Source organism: Rhizobium sp. K33, assembly GCF_056501445.1.
In genome coordinates, this window is the sequence record NZ_CP096478.1 from 1,569,517 (window position 1) to 1,583,250 (window position 13,734).

General features: G+C 62.8%; 10 protein-coding genes. 5 read left to right on the forward strand and 5 right to left on the reverse strand.

The window, feature by feature from the left end; translation table 11 throughout:
• Positions 1 to 94 precede the first annotated feature (94 nt).
• A complete protein-coding gene (glmS, locus tag M1E12_RS07875; RefSeq protein ID WP_479564286.1) occupies positions 95 to 1,921 on the forward strand; it encodes a glutamine--fructose-6-phosphate transaminase (isomerizing) in 1,827 nt (608 codons plus the stop codon).
• Positions 1,922 to 2,023: 102 nt separating this feature from the next.
• Positions 2,024 to 2,752, forward strand: coding sequence for a DUF502 domain-containing protein (locus M1E12_RS07880; protein ID WP_479564287.1), 729 nt, complete (start codon positions 2,024 to 2,026; stop codon positions 2,750 to 2,752).
• A 12-nt stretch (positions 2,753 to 2,764) separates the two neighbouring features.
• On the opposite strand, the gene recG is transcribed toward M1E12_RS07880, so the two are convergent.
• A complete protein-coding gene (recG, locus tag M1E12_RS07885) occupies positions 2,765 to 4,870 on the reverse strand; it encodes an ATP-dependent DNA helicase RecG (protein WP_479564854.1) in 2,106 nt (701 codons plus the stop codon).
• Positions 4,871 to 4,965: 95 nt separating this feature from the next.
• Between recG and M1E12_RS07890 the strand changes: the two genes are divergently transcribed.
• The gene (locus tag M1E12_RS07890; protein WP_479564288.1) at positions 4,966 to 5,280 is read left to right on the forward strand and encodes an FAD assembly factor SdhE; all 315 of its coding nucleotides are present in this window, start codon (positions 4,966 to 4,968) and stop codon (positions 5,278 to 5,280) included.
• A 6-nt stretch (positions 5,281 to 5,286) separates the two neighbouring features.
• Positions 5,287 to 8,793 (forward strand): transcription-repair coupling factor, encoded by a 3,507-nt coding sequence (mfd, locus tag M1E12_RS07895; protein WP_479564855.1) that lies wholly within the window; start codon positions 5,287 to 5,289, stop codon positions 8,791 to 8,793.
• 17 nt (positions 8,794 to 8,810) lie between these two features.
• Here mfd and M1E12_RS07900 read toward each other — a convergent pair whose 3' ends face one another.
• The 3 genes from M1E12_RS07900 to M1E12_RS07910 form a co-directional block, all read right to left on the reverse strand.
• The gene (locus M1E12_RS07900) at positions 8,811 to 9,746 is read right to left on the reverse strand and encodes a DMT family transporter (protein WP_479564289.1); all 936 of its coding nucleotides are present in this window, start codon (positions 9,744 to 9,746) and stop codon (positions 8,811 to 8,813) included.
• Positions 9,747 to 9,803: 57 nt separating this feature from the next.
• Positions 9,804 to 10,475: a DsbA family oxidoreductase gene (locus tag M1E12_RS07905; RefSeq protein ID WP_479564290.1), complete on the reverse strand. Its 672-nt coding sequence runs from the start codon at positions 10,473 to 10,475 to the stop codon at positions 9,804 to 9,806.
• A 105-nt stretch (positions 10,476 to 10,580) separates the two neighbouring features.
• Complete coding sequence (locus M1E12_RS07910) at positions 10,581 to 12,386, reverse strand: extracellular solute-binding protein (RefSeq protein ID WP_479564291.1); 1,806 nt, start codon at positions 12,384 to 12,386, stop codon at positions 10,581 to 10,583.
• Between the two features lie 272 nt (positions 12,387 to 12,658).
• Between M1E12_RS07910 and M1E12_RS07915 the strand changes: the two genes are divergently transcribed.
• The gene (locus M1E12_RS07915) at positions 12,659 to 13,294 is read left to right on the forward strand and encodes an invasion associated locus B family protein (RefSeq protein WP_479564292.1); all 636 of its coding nucleotides are present in this window, start codon (positions 12,659 to 12,661) and stop codon (positions 13,292 to 13,294) included.
• A 78-nt stretch (positions 13,295 to 13,372) separates the two neighbouring features.
• Here M1E12_RS07915 and hspQ read toward each other — a convergent pair whose 3' ends face one another.
• Positions 13,373 to 13,702 carry a heat shock protein HspQ gene (gene hspQ, locus M1E12_RS07920; RefSeq protein WP_006727720.1) on the reverse strand — a complete coding sequence of 110 codons (330 nt, stop codon included), beginning with the start codon at positions 13,700 to 13,702 and terminating at the stop codon, positions 13,373 to 13,375.
• Positions 13,703 to 13,734: the final 32 nt, after the last annotated feature.

The following is a 13,734-nucleotide window of genomic DNA, read 5'->3' on the forward strand; positions in this document are numbered from 1 at the left end:
AGACGAAACGCAATTTGACCTGGCGCATGATTGCCTCTTGGCGTGGAACCGCTAGGAACAGTGCGCGTGAGATGAACAAGATACGGAGAAGTGCATGTGCGGCATCGTCGGCATCGTCGGTAACAAGCCCGTGGCGGAGCGTCTAGTCGACGCCTTGAAACGGCTGGAATACCGTGGCTATGATTCTGCCGGAGTCGCCACCATCAACGATGGCAAGCTCGATCGCCGCCGCGCCGAAGGCAAGCTCTTCAATCTCGAGACCAAGCTCGCCGGCGAACCGCTGCCCGGCACTATCGGCATTGCGCACACCCGCTGGGCAACCCATGGCGTGCCAAACGAAACCAACGCCCATCCACATTTCGTCGATGGCGTGGCGGTCGTCCACAATGGCATCATCGAGAACTTCGCCGAGATCAAGGAAGAGCTCGCGGCCGAAGGCGCCGTCTTCACTACGCAGACGGACACCGAAGTCGTTGCCCAGCTCTTGGCCAAGTATCGCCGCCAGGGCCTTGGCCGCCGGGAAGCCATGCACGAGATGTTGCGCCATGTGACCGGCGCCTATGCGCTCGCCGTCATTTTCAACGATGATCCCTCGACGATCATGGCCGCCCGCTCCGGCCCGCCGCTTGCGATCGGCTTCGGCGATGGCGAGATGTTCCTAGGGTCGGATGCCATCGCGCTCTCGCCCTTCACCAACCGCATCGCCTATCTGCATGACGGCGACTGGGCGGTCATCGGCAAGCAGGGCGCGCATATCTTCGACCTCGACGGCAACCCGGTCGATCGTCCGGTGCAGATTTCCTCGGCTTCCGCATACATGATCGACAAGGGCAACCACCGTCACTTCATGGAGAAGGAGATCTACGAGCAGCCGGAGGTGATCTCCCACGCACTGTCGCATTATGTCGACTTCGCCGAACACACCGTGCGCGACATGGCGGCGGAGATCGATTTCGCCAACCTCCGCGGTCTTGCCATCTCCGCCTGCGGCACGGCCTATCTCGCCGGCCTCGTCGGCAAGTACTGGTTCGAGCGCTATGCCCGCCTGCCGGTGGAGATCGATGTCGCCTCGGAATTCCGCTACCGCGAAATGCCGCTGTCGAAGGATCAGGCAGCCCTCTTCATCTCGCAATCAGGCGAGACTGCCGACACGCTCGCCTCGCTGCGCTACTGCCGCGACAATGGTCTGAAGATCGGCGCCGTCGTCAACGTCAAGGAATCGACCATCGCCCGCGAATCGGATGCGGTCTTCCCGATTCTCGCCGGTCCGGAAATCGGAGTCGCCTCGACCAAGGCCTTCACCTGCCAGCTCGCAGTCCTCGCCTCCCTGGCGCTCGCCGCCGGGCGTGCTCGCGGCACCATCTCGGAAGCGGAAGAAAAGCAGCTCGTGAAGAGCCTGGCTGAAATGCCGCGCATCATGAGTCAGGTGCTGAACGCGGTGCAGCCGCAGATCGAGGCCCTGTCGCGCGATCTCTCCAAGTTCAAGGACGTGCTCTATCTCGGCCGTGGCACCAGCTATCCGCTGGCGCTCGAAGGCGCCCTGAAGCTCAAGGAAATTTCCTATATTCATGCAGAAGGTTACGCCGCCGGCGAGCTGAAGCATGGCCCGATCGCCCTGATCGACGAAAACATGCCCGTGATCGTCATTGCGCCCTTCGACCGCTTCTTCGAAAAGACCGTGTCGAACATGCAGGAAGTCGCGGCCCGCGGCGGACGAATCATCTTCATCACCGACGAGAAGGGTGCCGCCGCCTCGAAGCTCGAGACCATGGCGACCATCGTGCTGCCGGTCGTCGCCGAGATCGTCTCGCCGATGATCTATTCGATCCCGATCCAGCTGCTCGCCTATCACACGGCCGTCTTCATGGGCACTGATGTCGATCAGCCGCGGAACCTCGCGAAGTCCGTCACGGTCGAGTGAGGATCGGCGGGTGGATCCCGCCGCCCCAATTCTAGCTCTTGCGCCATCTGTCACCCTCCGGCATTGTCCGCTGCGTTACGGCGCTGCACAATGACGGTGGGCATGACCGAAGGTTCAGACAGAATTTCGCTGGCGACCCGGCTCAGGAACAACTTCCTGACCGGCCTGATCATCTGCGCGCCCATGGCGATTACCATCTACCTGACCTGGACCTTCATCCATTGGGCAGACAGCTGGGTGAAGCCCTATCTGCCGGACCGCTACAATCCGGAAGCCTATCTGAAGTTTGCCGTCCCCGGCACCGGCCTGCTGATCGCTGTCGTGTTCATCACGCTGGTCGGCTTCCTCGGGCGCAATCTGATTGGTCGCTCAATCGTCTCCTACAGCGAAAACATCCTGAACCGGATGCCGCTGGTGCGCACCGTCTACAAGAGCACCAAGCAGATCTTCGAGACGGTGCTGAAGGAGCAGGGCAATTCGTTCAAGAAAGTCGGCCTGATCGAATTTCCGCGCGCCGGCACTTGGGCGCTGGTCTTCGTTTCCACCGATGCCAAGGGCGAGATTGCCGCAAAGCTCAACGAGAGTGGCGAGGAAATGGTCGCCGTCTTCCTGGCGCCGACGCCCGTGCCGACCGCAGGCTTCCTGATGTTCGTGCCGCGCAGCAAGCTGATGCTGCTCGACATGACGCCGGAGGAGGGTGTGAAGCTCTTGATCTCCGCCGGCCTGGTGACCCCGGAGTATAAGCCGACAGCAGCAGACGCCATGGCCGCCTTCGGGAACCTCCCGGATGAAGAGGCTGCCGAGCCGCCCAAGCGCGCGGGCCGCTCCTGAGCCGATCGGGCGTCACCCCGCATGCAGGAAGCGGATGGCCTCGTCGCGGCGATGGAGATAGAGAAGCGTCCTCACCGCCTCGCCACGCTCTGACGTCAGCTCCGGGTCCCGCTCCAGCAGATAGGCCGCATCCTTGCGGGCGATCTCCAGCAGGTCGCCGTGATGCTCCAGGCTGGCGATCTTGAAGCCCGGCGTGCCCGACTGCCGCGTGCCGAGCAGCTCGCCTTCGCCTCTGAGCTTCAGATCCTCCTCCGCAATCAGGAAGCCATCCTCCGAATCGCGCAGGATCGATAGCCGCGCCTTTCCCGTTTCGCCGAGCGGCCCCTTGTAGAGCAGGATGCAGCTGGACGCCTCGTCGCCGCGCCCGACCCGACCGCGCAGCTGGTGCAGCTGGGCAAGCCCGAAGCGCTCGGCATGTTCGATCACCATGATCGTCGCATCCGGTACGTCAACGCCGACCTCGACCACGGTTGTCGCCACCAGCAGCCGCGTCTCGCCATTCTTGAAGGCAAGCATGGCGGCATCCTTCTCCGGCCCGCTCATCCGCCCATGCACCAGCCCGATCGGCGCCTTGATGAACTGCGCCAGCACCGACTGCCGCTCCTCGGCCGACATCAACTCGCTTTCTTCCGTCTCCTCGACGAGCGGGCAGATCCAGTAGGCCTTCTTGCCTTCTGCAATCGCAGCCCTCAGCCGCTCGATGACATCGGGCACGCGTTCCGTCGGCACCGTCACCGTCTGGATCGGCTTGCGGCCCGCCGGCTTCTCGGTGAGCTTGGAGACGTCCATGTCGCCGAAGGCCGCCAGCACCAGCGTGCGCGGGATCGGCGTTGCCGTCATGACCAGCATATGCGGCGAGATGCCCTTGGAAGTCAGCCGGAGGCGCTGATGCACGCCAAAGCGATGCTGCTCGTCGACCACGGCAAGTGTCAGGTTCCTGTAGTTGACGGCATCCTGGAAGAGCGCATGCGTGCCGACGACGATCTGTGCTTCGCCAGAGGCAATGCGTTCAAGGATCGCCTCGCGCTCCTTGCCTTTGGTGCGGCCGGTCAGCACCTCGATCTTGAGGCCCGCCGGAGCGCCGAGCTTGGCGAGCGTGGCATGATGCTGCCGCGCCAGGATTTCCGTCGGTGCCATCAGCACCGCCTGTCCGCCCGCCTCGACGGCAGCGGCCATCGCAAACAGCGCCACCAGCGTCTTGCCGGCGCCGACATCGCCCTGGACCAGTCGCAGCATGCGTTGATCGGAGGCCATGTCCTTCAGGATATCGTCGATCGCCGCCAGCTGGCTGTTGGTCGGCGTGAAGGGCAGGATGGCGCGGATCTTCCCGCTGATCTCGCCCGTCGGCTTGATGGGCACGCCCGGCACCCGCCTGAGCTTTTGCCGCACAAGCGCCAGCGAGACCTGACCGGCCAGAAACTCGTCATAGGCGAGCCTGCGCCGGGCCGGTGCCTGCGGATCGATATCCTTCTCGTCGCGCGGATTGTGGAGCGCTTGCAGGCTCTCGCGCACACTCGCAAAACCCTGTTTCGTCACAAGCGGCGCATCCGCCCATTCCGGCAAGTCCGGCATGCGCTCGACGGCAGCCTCCACCGCCTTGCGCAGCACCTTGGGTCCGAGCCCCGCCGTCATCGGATAGACCGGCTCGACCAGCGGCAGGTTCTCCGCCTCGCTCGCCTTCACCATCAGGTCTGGATGCACCATCGAGGCGCGGCCGTTGAACCAGTCAACCTTGCCGGAGACCATCACGGTCTCGTCGATCGGCAGCGCCTTTTCCAGCCAGTTGCCCTTGACCCGGAAGAAGGTGAGCGCCAGTTCCCCCGTCTCGTCATGCAGCATCACGCGATAGGGCAGGTTGCTCTTGCCCTTGGGCGGCGGCAGATGGCGGTCGACGCGGCCGGTGATCGTCACCAGCGAACCTTGCTGGGCATAGGCGATGCCCGGCTGGTGCCGCCGGTCGATCAGCCTGTGGGGTGCCAGGAAGAGCAGGTCGACGACCCGCGCATCCTCGGCATCCTCGCGCCCGAGCAGCGTGGCGAGAAGCTGGGCGAGCTTGGGGCCCACTCCGCTGAGCGAGGCCACGGAGGCGAACAGGGGATCGAGAAGCTGGGGACGCATGATGGCCGCAAAATGCATTGCAAATTGCCCCTTTGGCAAGCTGACATTTGCCGGTCGCTGCTCTATAGAGGCGCAAGATTGAAGAGGATCCCGACATGACAGGACTGGTGAGAAGCAGTGCCGACCTCGATCCGCGCCGCCGGCGCATCCTGTTCCGCTGCTGGCATCGTGGTATCCGCGAGATGGATTTGATGCTCGGCCAGTTCTGCGAGGCTCACATCGCCGAGCTATCGGACGCGGATCTCGACGAACTCGAGCGCATCATGGCCGAGGAAGACAACGACCTCGTCAAATACATCACCGGCGCCGAACCCGTTCCTGCCCATCTTCAGACCCCGCTCTTCGAACGCATTGCCGCTCTCCGGCCGGATTTCTCGCCGGTCACGGGCGAAGAAAACGCTGCAAAGTAATTGATGATGTCCCTGATCGATGTGAAGCGGATTGTCGGCGCACAATCCGCGCTGACGCTCTCCCATGTGCCTGACGGCATGGATGCCTTCATCCTCGCCGAGTTGGCGCGCGAGGGTAAACCGGTCGCCTATGTCGTCTCGGACGGGCAGCGCCTGCAGAACATCGAACAGACGCTGAGCTTTGCCGCGCCCGATATCCCGGTGCTCACGCTCCCGGCCTGGGACTGTCTGCCTTACGACCGCGTCTCACCCTCGGCCGACGTCTCTGCACGACGCCTGGCAGCACTTTCGGGCCTCATCTCGCTCTACCTGAAGCCCCACCCGGCGATCGTCCTGGTCACCGTCAACGCGATGTTGCAGAAGGTGGCGCCGGCTGACGTGATCGACAGCCTCGGCTTTTCTGCAAAACCCGGCAACCAAGTCCGCATGGACGACATTGCCGCACGCCTGGAGCGCAACGGCTTCGACCGCGTCGCAACGGTGCGCGAGGTCGGCGAATTCGCCGTGCGAGGCGGCATCCTTGATGTTTTCGTGCCGGGTTCGGAAGAGCCCGTCCGTCTCGACTTCTTCGGCGATACGCTGGAAAGCATCCGCTCCTTCGATCCGGCGAGCCAGCGCACCATCGGCCAGGTCCGCTCGCTCGACCTCAATCCGATGAGCGAGGTGACGCTGACACCGGAAAACATCAGCCGCTTCCGCAAGAACTATCTGTCGCTCTTTGGCGCTGCGACCCGCGACGATGCGCTCTACGCCGCCGTCTCGGAAGGCCGTCGCTATGCCGGCATGGAGCATTGGCTGCCGCTGTTCTACGACAAGCTGGAGACCACCTTCGACTATCTGCGCGGCTTCCGTATGGTCACCGACCATACCGTGCGTGAGGCAGCCGAAGAGCGCGCCAAGCTGATCCGCGACTATTACGAGGCTCGCCTCAATTCGGCGACACCCGGCAAGGGCCATCTTGCCCAGGGCACGCCCTACAAGCCGGTCCCGCCGGAGCGGCTCTATCTCGGCGCCGGCGAATTCGGCCGAGCCCTCGACGCCTTCGACCCGATCCGCATCACCCCCTTTGCCGAACATGGCGGCGAAAGCCGTCTTGTCATCGAAGTCGATGCGCGCCCGACGCCGCGCTGGGCCAAGACGGCGAATGAGGCAACGGAAGAAGGCAACCGCACCAACGTCTTCGGCCAGGCCGTCACCTATATCGCCGACAAGCGCGCAGCCGGTGCCAAGGTCGTCGTCTCCGGCTGGTCCGAAGGCTCGCTGGACCGCCTGCTGCAGGTGCTGAACGAACACGGGCTGGAAAAGCTTGTTCCCGTCGCAGCCCTCAAGGATGTCGACAAGCTGAAGAAGGGCGAGGCGGGCACAGCGGTCCTCAGCCTCGAAGGCGGTTTCGAAGCCGGCAACCTCATCATCGTCGGCGAGCAGGACATCCTGGGCGACCGCATGGTCCGCCGCTCCAAGCGCCGCAAGCGCGCCGCCGATTTCATCTCCGAAGTTGCCGGCCTGGACGAGGGCTCGATCGTGGTCCATGCGGAACACGGCATCGGCCGCTTCATCGGCCTGCGCACGATCGAGGCCGCCGGCGCGCCGCATGCCTGCCTCGAGCTGCAATATGCCGACGAGGCAAAACTCTTCCTGCCGGTCGAGAACATCGATCTGCTCTCCCGCTATGGCGGTGAGGCGACCGAGGTCCAGCTCGACAAGCTGGGCGGCGGCGCCTGGCAGATGCGCAAGGCCAAGCTCAAAAAGCGCCTGCTCGATATGGCCGGAGCCCTGATCCGCATTGCCGCCGAGCGCATGACCCGTTCCGCCCCTGTGCTGACGACGCAGGAAGGCCTCTACGACGAGTTTGCCGCCCGTTTCCCCTATGACGAGACGGAAGACCAGGAAAACGCCATCGAGGCTGTCCGCTCCGACCTGGGGCAGGGGCGTCCCATGGACCGCCTCGTCTGCGGCGACGTTGGCTTCGGCAAGACGGAAGTGGCACTGCGCGCCGCCTTCATCGCGGCGATGAACGGCATCCAGGTCGCCGTCGTCGTGCCGACCACGTTGCTCGCCCGCCAGCACTTCAAGACCTTCTCTGAACGCTTCCGGGGGCTCCCCATCCGCGTCCAGCAGGCCTCACGCCTCGTCGGCACCAAGGAGCTGAACCTCGTCAAGAAAGAGGTCGCCGAAGGCAAGACCGATATCGTCGTCGGCACCCATGTCCTGCTCGGCTCCGGCATCACCTTCGCCAATCTCGGCCTTCTCATCATCGACGAAGAGCAGCATTTCGGCGTCAAGCACAAGGAACGCCTGAAGGAGCTGAAGTCCGACGTTCACGTTCTGACGCTCTCGGCCACGCCGATCCCGCGTACCCTGCAGCTCGCCATGACCGGCGTGCGCGAACTCTCGCTGATCACCACGCCGCCGGTCGACCGCATGGCGGTGCGCACCTTCATCTCGCCCTTCGATCCGCTGGTCATTCGCGAAACCCTGATGCGCGAGCATTATCGCGGCGGCCAGAGTTTCTATGTCTGTCCGCGTCTCGCCGATCTCGCCGACATCAAGGCCTTCCTCGACGAGAACGTGCCGGAACTGAAGGTCGCCGTCGCCCATGGTCAGATGGCGGCCGGTGAGCTCGAAGACATCATGAACGCCTTCTACGAGGGCCGCTACGACGTGCTGCTCTCCACCACCATCGTCGAATCCGGCCTCGATGTACCCACGGCCAACACGTTGATCGTTCACCGGGCCGACATGTTCGGTCTGGCGCAGCTCTACCAGATCCGTGGCCGCGTCGGTCGCTCCAAGGTCCGCGCCTTCGCGCTCCTGACGCTGCCCGTCAACAAGGTGCTGACGGCGGGCGCCGAACGTCGCCTCAAGGTCCTGCAGTCGCTCGATACGCTCGGCGCCGGCTTCCAGCTTGCCAGCCACGACCTCGACATCCGCGGCGCCGGCAATCTGCTCGGCGAGGAACAGTCCGGCCATATCAAGGAGGTCGGCTTCGAACTCTACCAGCAGATGCTGGAAGAGGCCGTTGCGGAAGTGAAAGGCGTGGACGAAGTGATCGACACCGGCTGGTCGCCGCAGATCCAGGTCGGCACCTCGGTCATGATCCCGGAAAATTACGTACCGGACCTGCATCTGCGCATGGCCCTCTATCGCCGCCTGGGCGAATTGGACGATCTCAGAGAGATCGACGGCTTCGGCGCGGAATTGATCGACCGCTTCGGCCCGCTGCCGATCGAGGTCCAGCACCTCCTAAAGGTCGTCTATATCAAGGCGCTTTGCCGCAAGGCCAATGTCGAGAAGCTGGAAGCCGGACCCAAGGGCGTCGTCGTCCAGTTCCGCGGCAAGCAGTTCCCGAACCCGGCAGCGCTGGTCGGTTATATCGCCAAGCAGGGCACCATGGCCAAGATCCGACCGGATCACTCGGTGTTCCTGACCCGCGATCTGCCGACGCCGGAAAAGCGGCTGGCAGGCGCGGCAGTGGTTATGACGCAGCTGGCGGAACTGGCGAAGGCAAGCTGAGAGGCTGCTTCTATGCGTCAGACGCCGGGCTCTTCCGGCTTGATCGCCAGTGCCGCATCCGTCTTGCCGGCCACCGGTGGCGGAAGCGGCGTGTCGCGCTTGCGCTCGCGGATCAGCGTCAAAAGACCCGAGCCGACGATCAGCGCTATGCCGATCCCCATCGGCCAGTCGACCTTGTCGCCGAAGACGAGATAACCGAGCAGGATGGCCCAGAGCATCTGGCTGTACTGGATCGGACCGACGATCGCGGCCGGCGCATAGAAGGAGGCGAGCATCATGAAGATGTTGCCGACCGCACCGAGAATGCCGAAGGCTGCGAGCAGACCGAGATCATAGGCACTCGGAGCGTGGAAGTCCGGCAGGGAAAGCACACCGCAGAGGATGACATTGCCGAGCAGGCCTGCGCCATAGAGCGAGATGTTCTTCTCCTGCGGTCCGATGGCGCGGTAGATGACGATCGACACGCCGCCGGCAAAACCCGAGATCAGCGCTGCAAGATGTCCGATCTCGAGCTCTCGGAAGCCGGGCCGCAACACGACGAGAACTCCGAGGAAGCCGATGATCACGGCTGCCCAGCGCTTCATGCCCACCTGTTCCTTGAGAAAAAGCACCGACATGATCGTGGCGAAGCTCGGCAGAAGGAAAATCAGGCAGAAGGCCTCCGCCATCGATAGCCGGGTAAAGGCCACGATACTGCCGACGGTCCCCACCGTGGCGCAGACGAAGCGCAGCCACCAGAGAGGCCAGTTGGTGCTGCGTACCAGATCGGTATAGCGATCGCCGCGCTTCATCAGGAAGGGGATGGCGAGGAAGCCGAAGAGGCTGCCGATAAAGCCCGCCTCGAAGGCGGGCACACGCCCCTCGACCAGCTTCACCGAAGCATCACTGAAGGAATAGGCGGCAAAACAGATGAAGGCGAGCAGAATGCCCTTGAAGGTGGTGTCGGCGGACAAGATGATGATCCCGGGGAGGAGGTGACCTCACCGGGATACGGGTGTTCGGTAAAACCGTCAATTGAGATTACGGATCGCCTCAGCCTTTGCCTTGGCGATTTCACGCAGCGCGTTTGCCAGTTCCGCCGGCGGCTGGGCGCCGCTGACTGCATATTGCTGGTCGAAGATGAAGAAGGGCACGCCATTCACACCCATCTGCTTGGCGGCATCCACTTCCGAAAGCACATGCGCGACGTCGGCATCGCCCGAGAGCAACGATTCGATCACCGGCCGCGACAAGCCGGCTTCGGTCGCGATGTCGAGCAGCACCGCCGGGTCGCCGATATTGCGGCCCTGTTCGAAATTCGCCTTGAACAGGAGATCGACGACGCGCCCCTGCGTCTCGCGGCTTTCCTGCCCGGCCCAGTGGATCAAGCGGTGCGCATCCAGTGTGTTGGGCCCCACCTTGATCGCCGCGAAATCGAAGTTGATCCCGACTTCCGCGCCGAGCTCCTTCAAGTGAGAGTGGGCCCGGTCCATGTTGTCCTTGCCGCCGAGCTTCTTGGCGAGCTCGACCTGCTGGTCGACGCCCTCGGGCGGATAATCCGGATTGAGCTGATAGGGGCGCCAGTTGATGTCGACGCTCACCTCGTCCTGAACCTGTGCGATCGCAAGCTCGAGCCGCGCCTTTCCGAGATAGCACCAGGGGCAGACCACGTCTGAAACGAGGTCGATGGTGATGCGGTCCATGATGTGTCCTTCCTGCGGCAGGGCGTGTTCTGTCATCCGTCACTTAAATCAAAACGGGCCGGAGGCAAGCTCCGGCCCGAAAACACAGCGTCAAAGGGTCTGCTCTTATTGCACCCGCGCGTCGAACCAGGTCGGCCGTTGGTAACCGTAGAGCGGGTTCGCGTCCGGCCGGCCGATATGCTTCCAGCGTGCGACCCACTGTTCGCCGATATGGTAGAGCGGCACGACATAGTGACCGGCCACCAGAAGGCGGTCATAGGCGCGCACCGCCGCTTGAAAATCGGCCGGGTCGCGGGCCTGCAGCAGCGCTTCCATCACCCGATCGATATCCGGATCGGCAACACCGGCATAATTGAAGCTGCCCTGCGCGTCCTTCGATTCCGAGCCCCAGCGATTGACCTGCTCGGCGCCAGGCGAGAGCGACGAGGTGTAGGACTTGATGATCATGTCGTAGTCGAAGCTGTTGGAGCGCGCCTGGTACTGCGCATCGTCCACGGTCCGGATCGCCATGTCGATGCCGATCAGCTTCAGCGTCCGCTGGAAGGCGAGCGCCATCTTTTCCTGGCCCTCGTTCTGGGTCATCACCTCGAAGGCGAGCGGTTTGCCGGAGGCATCGACCATCTTCCCGCCCTGGATCTTGTAGCCGGCCTCGCCGAAGAGCTTCACGGCCTTGCCCAGCGCCTTGCGGTCACCGCCAGAGCCGTCGGTCGCAGACTGCGCATAGGTGCCGGCAAGGATCTCCGGCGAGAGCTTGTCCTTCGCGGGGCCGAGCAGGGCGAGTTCCTTCTCGTCGGCCGCATTGCCGTAGGCGCCGAGCGCCGAGTTCTGCCAGTAGCTCTGCGTGCGCGTGAAGGCATTGCCATAAAGCGTCTTGTTCAGCCATTCGAAGTCGAAGGCCGTGCTGATCGCCTCGCGCACCTTCACGTCGCCGAAGATCGGGCGACGGGTGTTGAAAACGAAGCCCAGCATGCCCGCTGGCAGGCCCGGCTTGAAAGCTTCCTTCACGACGTCGCCATTCTGCACTGCCGGAAAATCATAGGCCCGCTGCCAGTGATTGGAATCACCGTCCGGATAGATGTCGATCTCGCCCTTCTTGAAGGCCTCGAACAGTGTCGCTTCCTGCAGGAAGTAGGTGACCGTGATCTCGTCGTAATTGTCGAAGCCGATCTTCGACGGCAGGTCCTTGCCCCAGTAATCGGGGTCGCGCGCCCACGTCACCTTCTCGCCGGGCCGTAACTCCTTGATCTTGTAGGGACCGGACCCAACGGGAATGGCGAGCCCGCCCTGGTCGAAGGTGGCAGGATCGATCGCATGCTTCGGCAGGATCGGCGTGGCGGATGCAAAGATCAGCGGCGTCTCGCGATTCGCCTTCTCGTTGAAGGTGAACTTCACCCCATGCTCGCCGACTTTCTCCATCTTGGCGACGGCATTGAGGCGGCCGTTGAAGGGCGGACGGCCCTTGTCGCGCAGCAGCTTGAAGGTGAAGATCACATCCTCCGGCGTCACTGGCTTGCCGTCATGCCACCGGGCCTTGGGATTGAGGTTGAACTGCACATAGGTCCGGTCCGCATCCCATTCCACGGTTTCAGCCAGCAGGCCATACAGCGTGAAGGGCTCGTCGGCGGAGCGCGTCATCAGCGGTTCGTAGAGCAGGTTTCCGAATTCCGGATCCCAGACGCCACGGGCCGTCGTGCGCATGCCCTTGAGGACGAAGGGGTTCAACGCATCGAACGTCCCGACCACGCCGTAATTGACCTTGCCGCCCTTTTTCACATCCGGCTTCACATAGGGAAAATGTGTATAATCCGCCGACAACGCGGGTTCACCATGCATCGCAATCCCGTGAACGGGTTCCGCCTGGGCGACGGTTGCAAAAGGCAGGAGACAAAGGCTGAAGAAGAGACGGCGCAAGATTGAGGTCCTCTCGGCATGTGAATCTGTAATGTGCGCGAAGGCTAGCACAATCACCATAAAACCAACACAAGCGGGTGGGATTTAGGCGGAGTGAGTCGATCCGGCGTCAAAGAAACGCTGGATATTCCGGCCGCCACAATGTAACAGGTGAGCCAGATCGCCGGGTCATGTATTTGCCTCATTTGAACGACAGGTGAGGGCACACACGACTGGTGAATGACGCGGCAACGAAGTCCGCGCGACAGGGGTTTTCAGGAGACGGAATACGTATGATGTTCAAACTTAGCAACGCAACGCGGACGGCTGTGTCTGCACTCGCACTGTCCTTCGCTGCCAGCGCCATGCCGGTTGTCGCGCAGGCTCAGGAAGCCGCTGCTGCACCGAACTCGGCCAAGTGGTTCAAGACCTGCGCCAAGCAGGAAGAATCCGATGTCTGCGTCGTTCAGAACCAGCTCGTGGCGGCCAATGGCCAGCTGATCACCGCTGTCGGCCTGATCACGGTTGAAGGCAAGGTCAATCGCAAGCTGCTGCAGGTCACGGTTCCCTCGGCCCGTCTGATCCCGCCGGGCGTGATGATGCAGATTGACGGCGGCAAGGGCACCAAGCTCGACTACGCAGTCTGCCTGCCGGATCGCTGCACCGCCGAAATCCCGCTGACCGATGCGATCATCGACAGCCTGAAGAAGGGTGGCGAGGTCGTGTTTACCTCGATCAACTTCCGCCGCGCGCCGAACCCGATCAAGATCCCGCTGACCGGCTTCACCGGCGCATTCGAAGGCGAGGCCATGTCGCAGTCGCAGGCCGAAGAACGCCAGCGTCTCCTGCAGGAAGCCATGCAGAAGAAGCAGGAAGAGCGCAACAAGGCGATCACCGACGCCCAGAACGCTGCCAAACAGGGCAACTAAGCTCCGCCATAGCAGTGAAATGCAAGAAGCCCGCGTCGCAAGACGCGGGCTTCTTCGTATCTGGTATCTGGAAGACCGTCAGTGCGCGAAGTTCATCTTCGGCTTGTAGCGGCCAGTCTGCTGCGGTTCGAAGATCTGCTGGATCTGCGGATTGCGCAGCGGCTCCTGGCTCTGGTCGCGTTCGAGGTTCTGCTCGGACACATAGGCCACATATTCCGTCTCGGAATTCTCGGCGAGCAGGTGATAGAAGGGCTGATCCTTGTGCGGCCGCACCTCGGCCGGGATCGCATTCCACCACTCCTCGGAATTCGCGAACTCCGGGTCAACATCGAAGATCACGCCGCGGAACGGAAAGAACTTATGCCGTACGACGTCCCCGATACCAAATTTAGCGCTTCGTTGTTTCATGGCTTGACTTCCTTTCCCTGTCATATTTGGGA